This is a genomic window from Anaerovorax odorimutans (assembly GCF_024459955.1).
Classification (GTDB): Bacteria; Bacillota; Clostridia; order Peptostreptococcales; family Anaerovoracaceae; genus Hominibacterium; species Hominibacterium odorimutans_A.
Genome location: NZ_JANFXK010000015.1, coordinates 85,773 through 104,759, shown reverse-complemented (window position 1 = coordinate 104,759; position 18,987 = coordinate 85,773). Strand labels below are relative to the sequence as shown.

At 48.2% G+C, this 18,987-nt stretch carries 17 protein-coding genes; 15 read left to right on the top strand and 2 right to left on the bottom strand.

Translation table 11 applies throughout. From position 1 onward, the window contains the following. The first annotated feature begins 287 nt into the window (after nt 1-287). The 10 genes from NE619_RS13290 (at nt 288) to NE619_RS13245 (ending at nt 10,810) form a co-directional block, all read left to right on the top strand. The gene (locus NE619_RS13290) at nt 288-1,757 is read left to right on the top strand and encodes a sodium:solute symporter family protein (protein ID WP_256132912.1); all 1,470 of its coding nucleotides are present in this window, start codon (nt 288-290) and stop codon (nt 1,755-1,757) included. Nucleotides 1,758-1,894: 137 nt separating this feature from the next. After that, the gene (locus NE619_RS13285) at nt 1,895-2,065 is read left to right on the top strand and encodes a hypothetical protein (RefSeq protein WP_256132911.1); all 171 of its coding nucleotides are present in this window, start codon (nt 1,895-1,897) and stop codon (nt 2,063-2,065) included. Next, nucleotides 2,062-3,654 (top strand): sodium/proline symporter, encoded by a 1,593-nt coding sequence (locus NE619_RS13280; protein ID WP_256132910.1) that lies wholly within the window; start codon nt 2,062-2,064, stop codon nt 3,652-3,654. Before NE619_RS13285 ends, NE619_RS13280 begins: the two co-directional genes overlap by 4 nt. A 62-nt stretch (nt 3,655-3,716) precedes the next feature. Continuing rightward, nucleotides 3,717-4,136 (top strand): hypothetical protein, encoded by a 420-nt coding sequence (locus NE619_RS13275; RefSeq protein ID WP_256132908.1) that lies wholly within the window; start codon nt 3,717-3,719, stop codon nt 4,134-4,136. A gap of 114 nt (nt 4,137-4,250) precedes the next feature. After that, the gene (locus NE619_RS13270) at nt 4,251-4,748 is read left to right on the top strand and encodes a hypothetical protein (protein WP_256132907.1); all 498 of its coding nucleotides are present in this window, start codon (nt 4,251-4,253) and stop codon (nt 4,746-4,748) included. Nucleotides 4,749-4,816: 68 nt separating this feature from the next. Next, nucleotides 4,817-5,311 (top strand): hypothetical protein, encoded by a 495-nt coding sequence (locus tag NE619_RS13265; protein WP_256132906.1) that lies wholly within the window; start codon nt 4,817-4,819, stop codon nt 5,309-5,311. Nucleotides 5,312-5,547: 236 nt separating this feature from the next. After that, nucleotides 5,548-5,751: a hypothetical protein gene (locus NE619_RS13260; protein ID WP_256132905.1), complete on the top strand. Its 204-nt coding sequence runs from the start codon at nt 5,548-5,550 to the stop codon at nt 5,749-5,751. 251 nt (nt 5,752-6,002) lie between these two features. Then, complete coding sequence (locus NE619_RS13255; RefSeq protein ID WP_256132904.1) at nt 6,003-7,379, top strand: sigma-54 interaction domain-containing protein; 1,377 nt, start codon at nt 6,003-6,005, stop codon at nt 7,377-7,379. Nucleotides 7,380-7,642: 263 nt separating this feature from the next. Then, nucleotides 7,643-9,268: an amidohydrolase gene (locus NE619_RS13250; protein WP_256132903.1), complete on the top strand. Its 1,626-nt coding sequence runs from the start codon at nt 7,643-7,645 to the stop codon at nt 9,266-9,268. 33 nt (nt 9,269-9,301) lie between these two features. Then, nucleotides 9,302-10,810: a BCCT family transporter gene (locus NE619_RS13245; protein WP_256132902.1), complete on the top strand. Its 1,509-nt coding sequence runs from the start codon at nt 9,302-9,304 to the stop codon at nt 10,808-10,810. Between the two features lie 160 nt (nt 10,811-10,970). Here NE619_RS13245 and NE619_RS13240 read toward each other — a convergent pair whose 3' ends face one another. Then, the gene (locus tag NE619_RS13240) at nt 10,971-11,363 is read right to left on the bottom strand and encodes a winged helix-turn-helix transcriptional regulator (RefSeq protein WP_256132901.1); all 393 of its coding nucleotides are present in this window, start codon (nt 11,361-11,363) and stop codon (nt 10,971-10,973) included. A gap of 144 nt (nt 11,364-11,507) precedes the next feature. Between NE619_RS13240 and NE619_RS13235 the strand changes: the two genes are divergently transcribed. The 4 genes from NE619_RS13235 to NE619_RS13220 all read left to right on the top strand — a co-directional run bounded on the left by NE619_RS13235 (nt 11,508) and on the right by NE619_RS13220 (nt 16,531). After that, nucleotides 11,508-12,116 (top strand): lactate utilization protein, encoded by a 609-nt coding sequence (locus NE619_RS13235; protein WP_256132900.1) that lies wholly within the window; start codon nt 11,508-11,510, stop codon nt 12,114-12,116. A gap of 147 nt (nt 12,117-12,263) precedes the next feature. Next, entirely contained in the window at nt 12,264-13,910 is a 1,647-nt protein-coding gene (locus NE619_RS13230) for a SulP family inorganic anion transporter (protein WP_256132899.1), read from the top strand. A 30-nt stretch (nt 13,911-13,940) separates the two neighbouring features. Further along, complete coding sequence (locus NE619_RS13225; protein ID WP_256132898.1) at nt 13,941-15,134, top strand: MalY/PatB family protein; 1,194 nt, start codon at nt 13,941-13,943, stop codon at nt 15,132-15,134. A 401-nt stretch (nt 15,135-15,535) separates the two neighbouring features. Beyond that, complete coding sequence (locus NE619_RS13220) at nt 15,536-16,531, top strand: zinc ribbon domain-containing protein (RefSeq protein WP_256132897.1); 996 nt, start codon at nt 15,536-15,538, stop codon at nt 16,529-16,531. 621 nt (nt 16,532-17,152) lie between these two features. Here the strand turns inward: NE619_RS13220 and NE619_RS13215 are convergent. Continuing rightward, a complete protein-coding gene (locus tag NE619_RS13215) occupies nt 17,153-18,088 on the bottom strand; it encodes an AraC family transcriptional regulator (RefSeq protein ID WP_330640755.1) in 936 nt (311 codons plus the stop codon). A gap of 144 nt (nt 18,089-18,232) precedes the next feature. On the opposite strand from NE619_RS13215, the gene NE619_RS13210 reads away from it, so the two are divergent. Continuing rightward, nucleotides 18,233-18,907, top strand: coding sequence for a response regulator transcription factor (locus tag NE619_RS13210; protein WP_330640758.1), 675 nt, complete (start codon nt 18,233-18,235; stop codon nt 18,905-18,907). Nucleotides 18,908-18,987 lie beyond the last annotated feature (80 nt).

Genomic DNA, 18,987 nt, shown 5'->3' with positions numbered 1-18,987 from the left:
TTGCAAGCCATGTCGCAGCAAGTTTCAATGAACATCACCTTACGGCGAAGCCGATATCAATGGAGGGTCATTATAAGATGCGAGCCGTGTCGAGCATCTTTCAATAAATATCACCCTGCCGCAAAGCCGTATTCCAATGGTATATTTATTATAACTTGCAAGCCATGTCGCAGCAAGTTTCAATGAACATCACCTTACGGCGAAGCCGATCTCAATCAATATGTTCATTATAATCCATAACTATGGTAGAATAAAGGCATATTTATTCAAGGGAGGAGCTTTGCCTGATGCCTGTCAATTCCGTGGTGATGCTGATAATCTGCATATTTGCTTTCATTCCGCTGCTTTTAGCTGAAATAGCCAGAAACAGGTCGCTGCCGACTATTTCGGACTTTTTCCTTCAGGGCAGAGGGCTGAAAATTTTTCCCATGTACGCTACGGTGTTTGCTACGTGGATGAGCGCGTTTGCCTTTATGGGTGCGATTTCCTATTTTTATGAACAGGGCCCCATTTACATGACGACCATAGGATGGGATGCGCTTTTTGCGGCGCTCTTTTACGGAGTCGGCCGGAGAATCTGGTTCTACGGGAAATGCCGCGGCTATGTGACGCCTGCGGATTTTTTCAGCGATATTTATGGCTCTAAAGCTTTGAGTCTGACGGTGACCGGTATTGCCGTTGTCTTTACCATGATTTACATACAGGTACAGATGGTAGGAGGGCTCTTTCTGATACAGATCGCTACGGAAGGCTATATTTCCTGGCAGGTCAGCGGACTGATTTTCTTCGCTATTCTGGTTATTTATCTGTGGGCAGGGGGGCTGCGGGCTGTCGCGCTGACGGATATGTTCTACGGGGCGTTGATTATCATTACAATTTTGGGGTGCGGTCTGTTTCTGATGAAGACTGCTGGTGGTATGGAGAAAATGTTCGCCGCAGTGGTAGCTGACGATGTCAGCCATGTGACTTTGGGAGGAGAAGAGGGTTCCGCGAGAATTGGCCTGTGGCTGAGTCTGTTTGTCGTAGTCCCGGTGGGGGCTTTTATGGGGCCTCAGATGTGGATTCGCAACTTTTCGTCAGGGTCTGTAAAAAATTTTGACCTGCTGCCGCTGCTTCTCTGCCTGTCTTCGATCATCTGTATTGGTACTCTCTTTGCCGGAAGTGCCAGTATCCTGCTCAACGAAGGCGGGAAGGCCGGCGATACCCTGATCGCCAGCCTGATGCTCCGGTACGCGCCGCCGCTGCTGTGTGCCTTTGTGTTCATCGGAATTGCCGCGGCAATCCTTTCCACAGCCAATTCCCAGATTCATGCGCTGGCCGCCATCTATACGATGGACATCCATAAAAAATATATCAATCGAAAGATAACCGAACGCAGGCTTCTCTCAGTTGCCAAATGGTCGGTTTTACTGATCTCAATTGCAGCATACATATTGATTCTGGTCATCCCGCAGAGCGTCTTTCAGCTGGGAGTCATTGCTTTGGGAGGCATGATGCAGCTGATCGTTCCTGTATTGGGAGCCCTTTTCTGGCCCCGTTCAACATCGAAAGGCGCGCTGGCCGGCCTTTGGGGCGGCATTCTGGTATTTTTCCTGACTGCGGCGCTGACAGACATCGATACCAGCGGCTGCGCCCTATTCGGCCTGGTTGTCAACGGCATGCTCTTTGTAATTTTCAGTCTGCTCCATCGGGGCGGCAATGCGGCAGGGGAAAAGATACAGGCATACCGCATATCCTTTTATAACCATCTTAAATAAAGTTAAAGTCCAGTTAAAACGCATATTAAATTTCATTTAAATCAGACCTCCTCGTCTCGACAAATTATCTGAAAATTACTACAATTGGTTTGTAATCATTATTCAGAAATGATTTTATCTGAGAGGAGGAGTGTTTTATGACAATCATAGGAATGCCTGCAGGGACTTTTTTTGCAACCCTGAGCTGGCCGTTTATTTTCATTGTGCTGGCCTTCGTTGTGTACGGAATTATGAAAAAGCAGGACGATCAGATCGATGATTCGGAATTTGAACAAAGTGTCAAAGGAAGAGGGGGTGCAGCCAAATGAGGGTAGAGATCATTGTATTGGCTGTTTACTTTATCGGCATGATCAGTATGGGTCTTTTCTGGAACCGCAGGGCAAAGAGTTCTGAAGACTACATGCTGGGAGGAAGATCCATGGGTCCCCTGGTAACGGCTTTGACGCTGCAGACCACGGCCATGAGCGGATTCATGTTCATGGGAGGCCCGTCAAAGGCTTATCTGCTGGGATATTTCGCGATCTTTTATGCCGTAGGCGATGCCGGCGGCGGATTGGTTAACATCTCGGTGCTGGGAAGAAGGATGCGGAGACTGTCACAGCTATTGGATGCCATCTCTCCGATTGAATATCTGGAAAAGCGGTATGAATCCATACCAGTAAAAGTTATCGCCTGCATCATTGCGGTATTCGGACTGGGATGCTATGTACTGGCCCAGTTCCTGGCAACAGGAAAGACGCTGGTAAGCCTATTCGGTTTCCCGCTGGAGATCGGACTGGTCGTAGGTTGTGCGGTTATCCTGTTCTACACGTTCGTAGGAGGTTATTTCGCAGTAGCCTGGACGGATGTAATTCAAGGCTTCATTATGATCGGTTCGCTGATCACGATTTTAATTCTGTCCCTGATTAAGGTTGGCGGATTTACAGGTCTCAACGAATCACTGGCAGCGATTGATCCTACATACCTGAGCATTTGGGGCAAAGGCGGAGAGTACGAAGGCGCCTGGGGCGTAATCGCCGGGGCCGTGCTGGTCTACCTGATCGGCTACATGGGCCTGCCGCACTGCGTCAACAAGCATATGGCGATGGCCAACCCTAAGACGGCCAAGACAACCGTCGTATACGCAACTATCTGGACGCAGCTGTTCTGCTTCACGCCATATATCCTGGGTCTGTGCGGAGTCGTTCTTTTAACCCAGGAAGTGGCTCCTGGCTTCAAGGATCCGGAAATGGTTATTCCGACGCTGGCGAATCTGATGTTCCCGGGTGTTGTGTCGGCCATCGTTTTGACGGCGATCATGTCAGCGATCATGAGTACGGTAGCGGCGCTGCTGCTGCTGATCGGAACTATTGTTTCCATAGACTTTTACAAAAGATGGCTCAGACCGAATGCTACCGATAAAAGCGTGGTATTCGTATCCAAGGCAGCGATCATCATTACCGGAATCATCGGCATCGCTGTTGCCATTCTAAAACCCCCAGGCGTATTCGACCTGGTAGTGGATACCTTCAGCTTCATGGGCTGCGCGTTCCTGCCAAGCTATGTGTGTGCGGTTTGGTGGAAGAAGGCCAATGCTACCGGCTCGGTCGCCTCAATGATTGTAGGCGGCGCTACCGTACAGATCTGGTCCTGGGGAGGCCTGGAGTCCGTTACAGGGATGCATCAGTTCTTCGCCGGCGTAATTCTGTCCTGGATCGCAATGCTGATTTTCAGTCAGTTCGGCAAACCGACCAGCAAGGATATGTGCGATCTGATGGAACGGGCCAAAGGAAAGAAAGCCAATGTATCCAAAAAGGTGCAGGTGGCTACGTCCAAACATCTTTCAACGGAAAGCAAGGCAATTTCGCAGTTTGTATTTGCAAATAAAACCTTCGGTCAATTGGAGGCTATAAAATAGATATAAATATGGTATCGACGCATAGTTTGTTGTGTAGTAATAGTAAAAGGAGGGAGAGCGCAATGAAGAAGATATGTCTAGTATGTGTTACAATAATGTTAATACTATCTGCGACATCTGTTAGCTTTGCAGATAGTGACAATGTTATTGCAGCGGAACAGGAAAATCTTATTGCAACAGAAGCAACTCCGACGTCAATCTTTGATGATAAAATACCTTGGGGAGTTCGAGGGACGTACAAATACTCTTCTACTAAATACATAAAACTGAATAAAAGTACGGCCTATTTAAAAAATGTATATGTGAATAAAGTAACCTATACTGGAACATTGAAGTTAAAATCAAGATCTCCTAGTATAACTTTATCGTATGAAATTCTCACCTTTTCAACTAAAGTAAATGGCAAAAAAGTTGTTCTTCAGGTAGATCGTGGGCACCCAGACACTATTACAGTAGGGGGAAAGACCTATAGAAGGCAATAGTGCTAATGGTTATTATAGTTTATTGCAAAGCTAGTTATAGAACTTAGAGATTTCTCTAAGCAACGGACTATGCGTTGATGTATTGTTGATATTGCAAATAGAGGAGCAAACTGCATGTTAAACAGCAAACTTGTTAAAAATGGATATACCGCTGAGGATGCCAAGACCATCCTGTGGAACTGCGACGGCGACGCCAACATCGTCGACATCAAAGAGGTTTTTTACCCTTACGTGTTTCTGCGTTACCAAATCGACTTCGGAAAAAGATCCTGGTCAAAGCTGAATAAGCTGTGCGACTGTATCATCGATCTCGTTTCCGGATCTGCGGCGGAAGGCAAAGGAACTCCGGAATTTGAGGAAACCCTGATTGATGAGGATCTGACTCTGGGCGAGCAGATCACAGAAGAAGACTGGCAGCGGATCGGTCATGATTTTGTGCTGAAACAGCAGCTGAGCAAAGCAAAGCTGCTGACCCCTCCGGAGTTCACCATTATAGAAAAGGAGTACTTTCACAAACAGTTTTACATTCTTCATTGCCTGGACGATGAAGAGGTGGATTATTATATCATGGTGGACGCCATTGACGGAGGGCTTTCAATACTGGATCATTAAGCCGAAAGGCCGCTGGGAAGGCTGGGAGGGGCTTAGCCCCTCCGCCAGCTTTATGAAGGAGGAATCTTATGAGCCGTAATAAATTTATCTTACTGTTCGCGACGATCATTGTTTTATATTTCGCGCTGCCCAATGAAGGGGTCGGACTTGTGGTAAAGGCCAACATGATGGCCGTGGCGCCGTATATTATGGCCTTTGTCATCATCTATCTTGTCATTACCATCAATGTTCTCAAGCGGGCTCTGAAAAAGCTGGACGCCGATCTGTGCGACGAAACGGTTATCAATGCCGCTAAAATTATGAATATCACTTTTGACGTAAAACGGATGATGGGGCCGGACAATCTGCAGGCCATGTATAATCGGGTGAACATTTCCCGCTTTGTATCCATCCATGCCAAGACCTTGCTATACGATGCACTCAGGAAAAAACGCCTGGATATTCCGCCTCCTTCCGCAGGCAAGACGGAAAAAGAGCTGCATGCCAGATGTGCCGAAGAGGTCAAGGCCGCCAGAATCGGTACGAATAAGAAAAATCGGAAAAAGAAGAGAGCGAGAGCTTAAGTATAAGATGGCAGCGGGAGAGCACTGACTGAGCCTGTTGGCATAACGAAATCACCCATATTCTTTTGTTTTCAAGAGAATATGGGTGATTTTGCGGTGAGCCTGGCGGCTCGTTTTCCTGTATCAGACCATTTGCTCATTGTAAAAAAATAAAAAATATTCTGGAAATATTTCGGAAAGTAGTGTAAACTGAAAACAGAGTTGTTGTGTATTCAAAATTTAAGAAGGAGGGAACTATGGGTTTATTTTTTGCGATGTTTTTAATTTGCGGCGGTATTGCCGTGATCGTTACAGCAATTGTAATGCTGATCGTCCGAAGCAGATCCGCGGCAGCCGTGCAGGAGATGCACGGAAATCCTATGGAGGGAACGTGCGGTGTGGATTCAGCGGAGGCTGTGATTCAGCAGGGGGAAGCGGCACTTATAAAGAAAGGTCGATGACGATTCGGAAGCCGCGTCTGTAAAAGATGAGAAGGAACTTTTGACGATTAACCGGTGACAACAAAAAACTGTCGGGCAGAATTGATCTCTGTCAGACAGTTTTTCTTGTGTAGGGAATATCTGTAGGCAGGCCTAGAGTGGATCATTATCCAATTTTCAGGAGTTTTATAAATATTTTGACAGGTTGTCTGCCTTTTACGCTATAATAGAGAAGAAATGAAATTCCGGGCCGGTTAATATGGAGGTAGCAGATGGACAGGATCATGGATGCGTTCTTTAAATCGCTCAATTGTCAGGGACTGTTGATTACGGACAGCAAAGGCGTTGTCATTCAGGTAGAGGACAAATCAATGGATTTTTACGGAGTCGATGCCAGGGAGCTGATCGGGCGTTCGGTTTACGACATGGAAAAAGAAGGCCTTTTTCGTCCATCGGCCGCGGCGACCGTGCTGCAGAGCGGCAGGGAGGTTAACTTAATCCAGAAAGTAAAGAGCGGCATCGAAATAATTGTAACCGCGTTTCCCGTAACGGACGAACAGGGAAAAATCGCAAAAGTGGTGACTTTTTCCAGGGATATCAGCGAATACGCACGTTTTCGGGATATGTACGAAGATTTCATGAAAAAAATCGATCAGTACAACCATACTATGGATGAGCTGGCTTATAAAACCGCGATTATTGAAGATTTCCACACAGACAACCGGGATTTCCAGCAGACGCTGGAAACCATGCAGAGCGTAGCTAAATATGATGTAAACATTCTCCTTCAGGGAGAAACCGGCGTGGGGAAAACGCTGCTGGCAAAGAAAATACATAACCTGAGCGAAAAGAAGGAAGGCCGGTTCGTAGAGATCAACTGCGGCGCCATGCCGGAGAATCTAATTGAATCCGAGCTGTTCGGATATGAAAAAGGGGCCTTTACAGGGGCCGATTCCAGAGGAAAAGAAGGACTGATCGAAGCAGCCGCCGGCGGGACTTTGTTTTTGGATGAAGTGTCAGAAATGCCGCTTTCATCACAGGTCAAGCTGCTCAAGGTGATTCAGGACCGGGAGTTTCGCAGAATAGGGGGCACCGGGGTCATACGTGCGGACTGCCGGTTCATTTCCGCGACCAATAAGGACCTTGCCGAGGCGGTGCGGCAGGGAACTTTTCGCCAGGATCTGATGTATCGTCTGAATACGGTGGCCTTCAACGTTCCGCCCCTTCGTGAGCGGAAGGAGGACATCCTCTATCTGAGCAAATCTCTTTTGGACGCGGCCAACAAGAAATACGGCCTTGAACGAATCTTTGATACGGCCGTTCTCAACCTGTTCTTAAAATATTCCTGGCCGGGAAACACGAGGGAGCTGGAAAATGTGATTAACCGTATGGCCATCACTTCACAGGGAAATGTCATTACGAAAACCGTGCTGCCGGAAAACATCCTTACGGAGACAGAGCTGTATTCGGAGACTGCTGTCAGGCACGATCAGGAGGTTACGGATCTCGCAGAAGCGATGGAACAATACGAGGGGCGGATCATCCGCAGCGTTTACGAGAGGGAGGGGTCTTCCATCAAAGTCGCCAGGGCGCTTAATATCAGCCAGACCACGGCAGCCAGGAAAATCAGAAAGTACGTACAGGGGTAGTCAATTGTGACTAATGCGGAGGATTTTTGCAGCAGACCGGTTAAAAATGCCAATCCCGGAGACTGGAAAACCACAAACGACTATATAGTCATTTGTGACTATATGAAAGGAATCAAAGTTATCTTTGGTTCCTTTTCTTTTTTTCCTTTATATTTCAACCTTTGCAGGCGTTTCCCCGCAGGCGGAAAACAGTATGGCACGGTAATTGCTCTTTATAGGGGCAGGAAAAACAGCTAAAGAGCATTTTTAAGGAGGTTTGAGAGATGAAAAAAATTTTTACTGGCGGAACAATTTTAACAATGGCAGAAGATCACGATGTGGAAGCCGTTTTCGTAGATGGAAACAAGATAGCGGCAAAGGGAACTTTGGAAGCCTGCAAACAGGCAGCGGAAAAAGATTATGAGATTATTGATCTGAAAGGCAAATGCCTGACACCGGGTTTTGTCGATCCCCATACCCACCCGATGATGCTGGGCATGTGCAAGATCTGGGCCGATCTCAGCTATCCGAAGGTAGCGTCCATCGACGACCTTGTAAACGCCTTAAAGGAACACGCAAAGACGCTGCCTCCGGGAGAACCGATCCGGGGATACGGTTTTGACCAGCGGATGTTCAAGGAGATGCGTCACCCGACCTGCGAGGATCTTGACAGGGTTTCCAAGGATGTATATGTACAGATCATGCATACCAGCGGCCACTGCAATGTGTGCAATACAAAGCTTTTAAGAGATATCGGCATTAAGGACGATACGCCTGATCCGGAAGGCGGCTCCTTTGGCAGAGACAGCCAGGGCAGACCAAACGGTCCCCTGTTCGACAGCGCCAATGATTTCCTCTCCGGTATGGACGGCGTGCGTCCGGGAAACCACGGGCCGAACATCCATATGCCGGATACAAAGGAAAATCTGATGCGGCGTTTTGAAGTCGGTCAGGGCTACTTTGTCCGCGCAGGCATCACGACTGTGGATGAAGTACAGCTGACAAAGCAGGAACTGAATACCTATCTGGAAGCCAGAGATCAGGGCAAGCTGAAAATGCGTATGGAAATGTCCTTCCTTTCCAACTATCTGGACGACGTAATCAAGCTGGGCTTTAACAGCGATTTCGGTGACGACTGGCTGACCATCGGTTCGATCAAATTCTATTCGGACGCTTCCCTGCTGGCGGGAACTGCCAATGTCAGCACCGGCTATATGGACAGTGACCGGCACCACGGCTACAACTATCATACGGCGGAAGAGCTGAAAGAACTTCTGATTAAGGCCCACAAGAATCGGCTGCATACCATTACCCACGCCCAGGGAGATCTTGCTATGGAACCGATCATCGAAGCCATCGAAACCGCACAGAGAGAAGATCCATGGCCGGAGGCCATTCACAGAATCGAGCACTGCGGCCTGCCGACTGAGGAACAGGTAAAACGTATGGGCGAAGTTGGAATCTATCCGGTTCCGCAGCCGGAAATGAATTATCTGTACGGCGACGGCGTGGTAGAAGGCGTTGGTATGGAAAAAGCAAAGGACTATTCGCCGATGGGCTGGTTCAAGAAGTATGGAGCGCCTCTGGTCCTCTCTTCCGACGCGCCGGTAACTACCCCCAACCCAATGGAAGCGATTCATGCCTGTGTAACCAGAAAGACCATACTGGGAAATGTACTGGGAGCAGAGCAGGCAATCACGCTGGAGGACGCGCTGAAAGCCTACACCATCAACGCGGCAAAGGCTGTACGCAGATCCCACATTGCCGGTTCCATAGAAGTTGGAAAAATGGCCGATTTTGCGGTACTGGACCGCTGTCCGCTGGATCTGGCGCCGGAAGAATACGATGAACTGAGAAACATAACCGTGGCCGAAACCTGGCTGGACGGAGAGAAGATCTACGAGAAGTAGGTTTTTGCGAAAATGGGAACAGGAGGGACTCACATGAAAAATAAGAATATCGATATTCCTTTGATGGTCATCAGCCTGGGGCTGATTCTGATCGTAGTAGTCCTGCTGGCTTTATTCCCGACGCAGGGCACGGATGTGATCAGCACACTTTTTGCTCTGATTACCGATAACTTCGGAGCCTTGATTCTTGTATTCGGCTTTCTGGTATTCATCTATTGCTGCTACATGGCTTTCAGCCGGCATGGCAGGATCAGGCTGGGCGCTGCGGATGAAAAACCGGAGTTTACCATGTTTCAGTATCTGTCTATGATGATATGCGCAGGGCTCGGCTCTGCGTGTGTCATCTGGTCATTCGTGGAATGGGGCTACTACTATTCCGGGCCGGCGCTGGGGATCGAACCGATGAGCACAAAAGCGGCTGAATTCGCCACCGCTTACAATTTCCTGCATTGGGGTTTCGTTCCCTGGGCGATGTTCGTAGTCTTAGCCATCCCGGTGGCTTACGCCTACCATGTGAAGAAAATTTCGGCGCTGCGGTTCAGCGCTATCTGCGAGGCTATGATAGGTGACAAACCTTATGCGCGGCCGTTGGGAAAGCTGATCGACTTTTTCTTCGTGTTCTGTGTAGTAGGAGGGCTGAGTGTTACCCTCGGCCTGGGAATTCCGATCATTTCTTCCGGGCTGGGAAAGATTTTCGGATTTGAACCCACCTTTATAGTCAACGTAATCGTTACCATTGCCATTGCGGCATTGTTTACACTCAGTTCGTACATCGGCATTGACAAAGGAATGAAAAAACTAAGTTCTCTGAATGTCTATATTGCGATTATTTTTATCCTGGCGCTGCTGTTTACAGGGCCCACCAGGTTCATCCTCAAGGAAATCGTCACCGGACTGGGACTGATGGGGCAGCACTTTGTGGAAATGAGCCTTTGGACGGATTCCGTTGAAAATTCAGGATTTCCGGAGTCATGGACCATTTTCTTCTACGCCTTCGGAATCGTTTACGCGACCCTGATGGCTCTGTTTATCACGAAAATCTCCAAGGGCAGGACCATGCGGGAAATGATTTGCAGCACAATTTTCGGAGGAGCGGCGGGATGCTTTGTCTTTTTCGGCATAAACGGCAGTTTTTCCATGAATCTGCAGCTGACGGGAAAGCTGGATGTGGTGAATCTGCTTCTGGAAAAGGGCAATTCGGAAACGATTCTATCCATTCTGGACCATACGGTGTTTGGCATTGCCGGTGTTATCATCTTTCTGATCATAACGATTCTCTTTCTGGCAACAACCCTGGACTCCGCAGCCTTTTCGCTGTCTGCGTCCTCGACGAAAAAGCTCGCTGACGATGAGAACACTTCCCCGATGCTGCGCCTGTTCTGGTGTATCACGCTGGCGCTGGTGCCGCTGTGTATGAACTTTATCGGCGCGCCGCTCAACACCCTGCAGACGCTGACCATCGTTACTTCAATTCCGTTTATCTTTGTCATGATCGGTATGACAAAAGGCATGTTTACATGGCTGAAGGAAGACGGCAGATAAGATCGGATAAATAAAGAGAAAGGCATGTTACATTAGTAAAATTAATATAGCATGCCTTTTTGGCATTTATAGGTAAACAGATGGGCGGCCCCGCGTGTTTGACCGCAGGCAGAAGGTTCCAACCTGGGCGCGGCTTCATTGCGGTCAAATCGGCTTCCGGTTACCGCTTGGCAGGCACCGATGAAAGCTCACCGGACTGCTCCTGACTCCGTTTCATTTCTTGCCGGCCCCAGTCCTTGATGACCTCCAGAGCAGGGATCAGCTGTCTGGCGCGATCGGTCAGAGAGTATTCCACATGGGGAGGAATGTGTTCCAGTTCCCTGCGGATGACCAGTTGATGTTCCTCCAGATATTGCAGCGAGCGGGTAAGCATGATATTGGTGATGCCTTCCAGCTCCCGCTTCAGCTCGTTATAGCGCATAGTTTTCTTCTTTGAAAGCTTCCATATAATTGGCAGCTTCCATTTCCCTCCGATAATTTCCAGCGCATAGATGACAGAACACTTTTCTTCGGACAGATCAGGAATTTCTTTTTCTGAATAGGTGGTCTGCATGAATACTCCTTTCCAGGGCATAAAAATGTGCGTACTTGTATATTTGTTTCCGTATATTATAATATACTATATTGATCGGATCAATAAGGTGCCGCAAAAAACGGCTCATATGGAAAATTGCCCAAGCTTGAAAGGAGAAGGCACATGAAGATTGAAACTGTTATGGAAGCACTGATAAAGAACCGTTATTCCGTGCACTGTTTTTCCTCCGGAGAGGAAGCGGCAGACTACTTGGACCGCAGCCTGAACGGCAAAGTGATCGGCTTTGGCGATTCGGCCACCATGAGCCATATGAAGCTCTATGAGAGACTGTCCGCGCATAATACTGTCTATGATCCCAACCAAAGCAAGGATAACGATGAGTTTCTGGAGATTGCTCAAAAATGCCTGACAACTGAGGTTTTTCTGACCTCTGTCAATGCCATGTCGGAGACGGGAGAGCTGGTAAATATCGACGGTACGGGAAACCGGATCGCAGGATCTCTGTTTGGACACGAAAAGGTTTATTTTATCATCAGTACCAATAAGATAGAGCCAACGCTGGAAAAGGCCGTGTGGCGCGCCCGCAATATCGCGGCTCCGAAAAACGCGATGCGTTACAAGCTGAGAACTCCGTGTGCTGTCAAAGGAGACCGCTGTTATGACTGTTCCAGCCCGGACCGGATTTGTAACGCGCTGACCATTCATATGAAAAAGATGAATGATATCGAAGATGTGGAAATTGTTCTCATAAATGAAGAACTGGGCTTTTGATTTTTCGTTGTAGGGAGGGCTGCCGTGGCGGCGGATTTGCTTGCGGTAAAAATAAGTGTATTCCTTCTAAAAGCGCAAGATAGTTTGAAAATCATATGATATAATAACAAATGAGTGAAAAACTATGAAATTAGAAGGGATGGAAACATGCATTTAATAAAGGATTACGTGCAGGATTTGAAATGTGAATTTGCAGGATATAATGGAAAGCGTCTGGGCCGGGATCTGATGGCGGGAATCACGGTTGCCGCTGTTGCTCTGCCGCTGGCTTTAGCCTTTGGGGTCAGCTCCGGAGCGACAGCGGCTGCGGGTCTGGTGACAGCGATTCTCAGCGGCGTGGCGATCAGTCTGCTTTCGGGAGCTTCCTTTCAGATATCCGGGCCCACCGGCGCCATGACAGCCATACTGGTGACTCTGGCAGCAAAGTACGGAATGCAGGGAATTCTCATTTCCTGTTTTTTCGCCGGAATCATTCTGGTGGCAGCAGGAGTGCTCAAGCTGGGGCGAATCATCTATTATATCCCATCGTCGGTGATTACAGGTTTTACGTCAGGAATTGCCATCATCATTGCCCTGGGGCAGCTGGATAATTTTTTCGGCGTTACATCCAAGGGGGATCTGGCGATCGTAAAGGTGCTTTCTTATTTTACTTCCGGGTTTTCTCCCAATTTTGCCGCCATGGGCATTGGTCTTGCCGTGATTCTGATTATGATCGCCTGGCCCGCCAAGTGGAACAGCAAAGTTCCCTCGTCGCTGGCGGCTCTGATTCTGATACTGATCTTCAATCACTTTGCCGGATTGGACGTGGCGGTGGTAGGGGAGATTCCCAAGACCCTGTTTCTGGAGGACCGGCTGCAGCTGTCGGCCATCAACCCTTCCCAGTTCTGGGATTTCTTTGTGCCGGCCCTTTCCATCGCGGCTTTGGCTATGATCGAGTCCCTGCTCTGCGGAGCATCCGCAGGAAAGATGAAAAAGGAGTCGATCAATGGCGACCGGGAACTGGTGGCCCAGGGTGTAGGAAATATTCTGATTCCTCTGTTTGGCGGCGTGCCTGCCACAGCAGCCATTGCCCGGACCAGCGTAGCCATCAAGGCCGGCTGCGAGACCAGACTGACCGGTGTCTTTCATGCCGTCATTCTGCTTCTTTCCATGTTTATTCTTTCTCCCATCATGTCAGAAGTTCCTTTGTCAGCACTGGCAGGGATACTGATCGTTACTGCCTGGAGAATGAACGACTGGGAAAATATACGCTTTATCTTCAGCCATAAATTTAAAACCGGAATGCTGAAATTCTTTATCACCATGGCAGCCACCGTTGTACTGGATCTGACGCAGGCGATTATCATCGGCGTAGCGTTTTCGGCGTTCATGATTGTGGTAAAGCTGACGGATATTGATATCACCATTGCTGATATTGAAAATGAAAGGCTGGAGGAGATCGGCATAAATATCCCGCAGGTATCAAAGACAATCCGTATGGCTTATCTGACAGGGACGATTTTCTTTGCGGTCACGGACAAATTAAAAAAGCAGCTTACGGAGCTGGGAAATACAGAAATTCTGATTTTATCCATGCGGGGAGTGCCGGCAATCGACCTTTCGGGGATTCAGGCTTTGCTGGAGCTGGAACAGGAGCTGGCGGAGGACGGAGTGACCGTTATGCTGTCCAGCGTTCAGCCCAAAGTGCTGGAAGGCCTGCAGCGGGGCGGTTTGATCGACAAAATAGGGAAGGAACATGTCTTTGAAAGCGCTGAGTACGCTATCATGCGGGCGCAGAAAGAAGTGGAAGCTTAACCATAGAAAAGAGTGAGGAGAGTATCTGTTATGAAATATGATTTCGATACACCTATAGACCGCAAGGGAACCCATTCGGTAAAATTTGACGCTATGCCGCCCGGGGTGCCGGAGGATGCCTTGTCCCTGTGGGTCGCGGATATGGATTTACCCTGTGCGCAGCCGATTTTAGACGCACTTCATCAGCGTATCGACCGAAAGATTTTCGGTTATACCCTTTATGAAAACGATGAATTGAAAGATGCTGTCACCGGCTGGTATCAGCGCCGCTTCGGCTGGCAGATCGAAAAAGACGAGCTTTTTTTCAGCCCGGGAATCGTTCCGGCCATCGCTTTTCTGATCAACTGTCTGACAGAAGAAGGGGATGGCGTTATCATTCAGAGGCCTGTTTACTACCCGTTTACCAATACCATTGAGGCAAACGGTCGCAAGGTGGCCAATAGTCCCCTGGTTCGCAAGGGTAACACCTATGAAATGGATTTTATGGACCTTGAACAGAAATTTGCGGATGAACGGAATAAAGGTATGATCCTGTGCAGTCCCCACAATCCGGTGGGACGCGTATGGACCGGGGAGGAACTGAGAAAAGTCGTAGAAATCGCAAGGAAATACGATAAATGGATTGTTTCCGATGAAATTCATTCCGACCTGACCAGATCCGGAGTCGTTCATACGCCGCTGCTCAAACTGGCGGAGGACTATTCTCAGCGGATCATTGCCTGCACTGCACCCAGCAAGACCTTTAATCTGGCGGGAATGCAGTTCAGCAATATTGTGATTCCCAACAAAGAATACCAAAAGAAATGGAATCATCTGGTTTCTTCCCGTTTTTCTCTTGGATTCTGTAATCCCTTTGGGCTGACAGCCATCATCGCCGCCTATAACCAGGGAGATGACTGGCTTAGTCAGGTAAAGACCTATATCGACGGCAATATCCAGTATATCGAAAAGTTTGCCGCAGAGCAGCTGCCGAAAGCGCAGGTGATGGATTGCCAGGGTACTTATCTGGTCTGGATCGATTTCAGCGGGTATTGTTCGGATTCGAAAAAGCTGAAAAAATTAATGCAGCAGAAAGCCAGGGTTGCCCTGGATGAAGGCTTTATTTTCGGGGAGGAAGGCGAAGGCTATGAACGAATCAACGCTGCCGCTCCCAGGTGCGTGATAGAAGAATGTATGGAGCGGATAAAAGATGCCCTTGAAGCCGGTGAGTCTTCCTGCGAGTAGCAGCGGACTCAACTATCAGGGCTTACGCATGAGAAGAAGTTCTTTTTAAGGAATATCACCTTTCAGGTGGCCCCGAAAAATTCCAATTGTATTTTTATGTTCTAAACGGTGCCTTGAAGACATTTTGTGAACATACTTTTCTTGAATTGTGCGAAAAAAGCGAACAATTCAGGAGGGCTTGAATCCGTTTATCCTGTGTTCCGATCTGCCGCAAAAGGTACAGTACGGAACACAAGCTGCATAGGTACTGGCTTTTCTCTTTTCATGTGGTATAATAAATCCATCTGACTATAGTGCGCCGACTGAAAGGACAGACGGAGGCAGCGCCGGTGGGGACGAGATGTTTGCGGTTCCATTGCTGAGGATCGTGTCAGAGGAATAAATGAAACCGGAGGAAATCGATGTATTGCAGTCAATGCGGAAACGAGATGAAAGAGGGGGCCAACTTTTGCAAGCGATGCGGGGCCCCGGCCGATAAGGCGGAAGAGCCTGTTTCGGAGCGGGAACGTCATATCGTCCGTTTTTTGTATACGCATAAAAAGCGGATTGTGCTGTTTGTGCTGATTGGTCTGGTTTTATGCGGAGCAGCTGTCTGGGCAGCAATTTTCTTTTTGGGCGGCGATGCTGACGCAGGAGATAAAAAGCAGGCGGCGGCAGTAAAAATAGCCAGCGAAGTGGATCTGAAAGAGGAGTATGAAATCGAAGACAACAAATTGATCTTAGATCCTCTGCACGCCACTTATGAAGATGGATCGGTCCAGGAGCTTGCAAATTATGAAGTGTATATCGATGGACTGAAATATCAGATGACAGAAGGGTATATCGATGCTACAGAGCTGTATGACGGTAAACACCTTTTTCGGCTGGAATGGAAGAAGAGCAGAGACAAATATAAATACGAAAAGACCGTGGGTACGGAGCATAAAAAGGATACCTGGGGAAAATACGTGGACCTGGTGGGTATGACCGGCAAAGAGATCGCCGCGGCGTACGGCCCGCTTGGAACGCCGGAATTCGGTTCTCTGGGGTCCGGAAATTGGGGATATGCATATGTGGACGTGGAAGCGGTGTCCCTGCAGGCTGCGTTTCCGGCAGGAATTTTGGACAGGCCGGAGGATTATTCCGCTTCCGATGCTGTGTGCATGGAAATGACGGGAACCCTGGGAACGCTGTTTTACAATATAGAAGCGGAAATGAGCAAAGATGATCTGGCCACTGTTTTGGGAATTTCCCTCTCAGACAGTGGGGATGGAGGCTGCACCGGGACGCTGGAAAACGGCAAGCTCATATATATCGGCAGCGGCCAGGGGCAGGGCGGAACCTATACACCGGATACCACTGTCCGGGTGACGGTCAGTGAAGAAGAGAAGGGAACTCTGCTGGACAGGTTGTTTTAAAGGATGAAAGAAATTGAAACAGTCTGGCAAGAAGATGAGAAGATAAGGTTGCGGATATAAAATGATGGCTTGGCGCTTTTTGCTTTGAAATTGGGCCAGAGCGGATGAAACTTATGGGTTTGCGGGTTTTGTGGGTTTAGTTTTGGAAAATTTCCACTTAAAATTGACCGGCAAGGGCAGGGAACGTTGAAAAAAGATCCGCTTTTTCCTGTTTTTTCGATGAAAGATCCGGAATTGCTTTAGCGCGTTACTTTGCAGGCTGCGGTAACTTTTCGAAAATACCAGGATTTTGATATTTCCCCGTGATCCAGGAAAAGAAAAAATGCTGGATTATCAATTGAGTACAGTCAGTTGCGCTATTTTGATAGTTTTTCCAGAACCTTCCTGATTTTTTCCTGTGCCCCGCCCGCACTCTTCCCTGAAAATATCATTTTACCTTTAAATAATTGCACAAAACGATATTCCTCCTTATTTTCCCGTGGGAGTCTAAGAAGGAATATCGTTTTGTTCTTTTTTTCGAAGTCTAGCTGACATTTATTTCGTATATAAACGGCCGGTCATAGAACCATGCCTTTCCGGTTTGGAACCAAAGCCCCATAAATGGATTTGCCCGATGACAGCTTACTTCGCATCGGATTTTTTGACGATGGGAATCCAGATTTCGCTGCGGGTATCGGCTTTAGAGCCGTCTTCGTCGTAGTAAACTTCAATGTCCGGTGCTTCTCCGTATTCGTAGCCGGAGGTGGGCAGCCATTCGGTGGCGATTCGTTTCTGCATCTCCTGGACTGCTCCCGGCATAGGGCCGATACATTCGAAAACAGCCCAGGTGGCGGCAGGTACGATAAACTCGTCCATACCATCGGCAGCAGCCTGATCGGAAGGGGCGGCGATGTAATAGTCGAATTTAAAGGTGCTGGAATCGGCAAATGGTTCGCCGCAGACACTGACACCCAACATGCCAAAGGGTTCCTTGTTAATCATTGGGCCCAGGCTTCCTATTTTACCGGTCCCGGCGATCTCACCCCAAAACTTTGGGATCTCCTGATAGCAGGCATCGTTTTCCATGGTAGTGGAAAGCTTGAAACCTACAATGCGAAATGCTTCTTTTTCTTCAATTTTATAGTTCATAGCAGTTGCTCCTTTAATAGATACTTGAAAAGCGATCGGCGGATAGGCCCTGAGCAGAGCTCCCTTTTCGCGGGCAGCGATCGGCGTAATGCCGTGCAGCTTTTGAAAAGCTCTTGTAAAGGAAGTCGGCGAATCGTAGCTGTACTTGAGAGCGACATCGATGACCCGCATATCGGTATTCTGCAGATCAAACGCTGCCTTGGACAGTCGTCTGCGGCGGATATATTCCGACAGCGGTACCTCTGCCATATAGGAAAATATCCTTTGAAAATGATAAACCGAACAGCAGGCCTTGCGGGCGATAACCGCATAATCGATCTCACCGTCCAAGTTGTCTTCGATGTATTCGAGCGCTTCATTCATTCGTTTGAGCCAGTCCATATCAATCTCCTTTTCTGTAAGAACAGCATACCATGAAGTTTTATTCATATCCTCTCATTCGATGCACGATTTTGAGAGGTGCGAATACTATTCTAACAAATTATCCTGAAAGATGCGTCCCAAAAATAAAAATTTCACATGGCATTTAAAATATGATGATATACTAAATGCGAAACAGAACAAACTTTGGAGGTGGTTCCAATCAAACATATATTGATTATTGATGATGATGTAACTATCGGAAATATGCTGGAGGAAGTGCTGACCGCAGAAGGCTACGGCGTGTCCAGAGCGTATTCCGGGACCGAAGCCCTGCTGGTTTTATCCGCCCGGCGCCCGGATCTGGTTCTGCTGGATCTCATGCTCCCGGGGATCAATGGCGATGAGGTGCTGGCTGAAATCAGAGGGATTCCCGTGATCGTCGTCAGCGCGAAGGTGGACGTGGATAATAAGGTAAAGCTGCTGCTGGAGGGAGCGGCGGATTATGTCACAAAACCCTTTGACACAAAAGAGCTTCTGGCAAGAATCGCCGTACAGCTGAGAAACGCTTCTTTTCAGGAACCTTCCGGCCTTTTGCGATTTGATGATATCAGCATGGATACAAAGGCCCATGCAGTCCATGTCAGCGGCCATGCGGTTCGTCTGACCAAAACGGAGTATGCGATTTTAAAGCTTCTGATGCAAAATCCCTCACAGGTGATTACCAAGTCTTCTATATTGGAGCGGATCAGTGAGGATACGCCCGACTGTATGGAAAGCTCTTTGAAGGTTCATGTGAGCAATCTGCGAAAGAAACTGCGGCAGGCCGGCGAAAAGGACTATATTGAAGCCGTATGGGGAATCGGTTTTAAAATGAAAGAGGCTTAGAATCTTTACGGTTTCTTAACTTTTTTCTTAACCGCTTTCTTAACCTTCATCCGCTAGAATGTCTGTAATGAAAAAGGAGG

Bases quoted from the DNA above. Each gene is read 5' to 3' on its own strand.
- NE619_RS13240 (WP_256132901.1), bottom strand. From the start codon at position 11,363: ATGCAGACCACCTATTCAGAAAAAGAAATTCCTGATCTGTCCGAAGAA.
- NE619_RS13220 (WP_256132897.1), top strand. From the start codon at position 15,536: ATGTATTGCAGTCAATGCGGAAACGAGATGAAAGAGGGGGCCAACTTT.
- NE619_RS13280 (WP_256132910.1), top strand. From the start codon at position 2,062: ATGAGGGTAGAGATCATTGTATTGGCTGTTTACTTTATCGGCATGATC.
- NE619_RS13265 (WP_256132906.1), top strand. From the start codon at position 4,817: ATGAGCCGTAATAAATTTATCTTACTGTTCGCGACGATCATTGTTTTA.
- NE619_RS13255 (WP_256132904.1), top strand. From the start codon at position 6,003: ATGGACAGGATCATGGATGCGTTCTTTAAATCGCTCAATTGTCAGGGA.
- NE619_RS13225 (WP_256132898.1), top strand. From the start codon at position 13,941: ATGAAATATGATTTCGATACACCTATAGACCGCAAGGGAACCCATTCG.
- NE619_RS13245 (WP_256132902.1), top strand. From the start codon at position 9,302: ATGAAAAATAAGAATATCGATATTCCTTTGATGGTCATCAGCCTGGGG.
- NE619_RS13260 (WP_256132905.1), top strand. From the start codon at position 5,548: ATGGGTTTATTTTTTGCGATGTTTTTAATTTGCGGCGGTATTGCCGTG.
- NE619_RS13250 (WP_256132903.1), top strand. From the start codon at position 7,643: ATGAAAAAAATTTTTACTGGCGGAACAATTTTAACAATGGCAGAAGAT.
- NE619_RS13215 (WP_330640755.1), bottom strand. From the start codon at position 18,088: ATGAATAAAACTTCATGGTATGCTGTTCTTACAGAAAAGGAGATTGAT.
- NE619_RS13290 (WP_256132912.1), top strand. From the start codon at position 288: ATGCCTGTCAATTCCGTGGTGATGCTGATAATCTGCATATTTGCTTTC.
- NE619_RS13285 (WP_256132911.1), top strand. From the start codon at position 1,895: ATGACAATCATAGGAATGCCTGCAGGGACTTTTTTTGCAACCCTGAGC.
- NE619_RS13275 (WP_256132908.1), top strand. From the start codon at position 3,717: ATGAAGAAGATATGTCTAGTATGTGTTACAATAATGTTAATACTATCT.
- NE619_RS13270 (WP_256132907.1), top strand. From the start codon at position 4,251: ATGTTAAACAGCAAACTTGTTAAAAATGGATATACCGCTGAGGATGCC.
- NE619_RS13235 (WP_256132900.1), top strand. From the start codon at position 11,508: ATGAAGATTGAAACTGTTATGGAAGCACTGATAAAGAACCGTTATTCC.
- NE619_RS13230 (WP_256132899.1), top strand. From the start codon at position 12,264: ATGCATTTAATAAAGGATTACGTGCAGGATTTGAAATGTGAATTTGCA.